The organism is Paenibacillus agri (assembly GCF_013359945.1).
GTDB classification, from domain to species: domain Bacteria; phylum Bacillota; class Bacilli; order Paenibacillales; family Paenibacillaceae; genus Paenibacillus_AQ; species Paenibacillus_AQ agri.
Genome location: NZ_JABWCS010000119.1, coordinates 1 through 335, shown reverse-complemented (window position 1 = coordinate 335; position 335 = coordinate 1). Strand labels below are relative to the sequence as shown.

Here is a 335-nt window from a genome sequence, read left to right as displayed (position 1 = left end):
GCCGAAAGCCCAAGGTTTCCTGAGGAAGGCTCGTCCGCTCAGGGTAAGTCGGGACCTAAGGCGAGGCCGAAAGGCGTAGTCGAAGGACAACAGTTTGAAATTACTGTACCACCGTAATCCGTTATGAGCGATGGGGTGACGCAGGAGGGTAGTGACGCGGACTGATGGATGTCCGTCTAAGCAGTGAGGCTGGTGTGTAGGCAAATCCGCACATCGTTAAGGCTGGGCTGTGATGGGGAGCGAAAATTATAGTAGCGAAGGTCATGATCTCACACTGCCAAGAAAAGCCTCTAGTCAGGAGAAGGTGCCCGTACCGCAAACCGACACAGGTAGGC

Annotated in this window: 1 rRNA gene; it reads left to right on the top strand. The window is 54.6% G+C overall.

What is annotated here, in order from left to right:
- Window positions 1–335, top strand: a 23S ribosomal RNA gene (locus HPT30_RS00565); the annotation flags it as partial.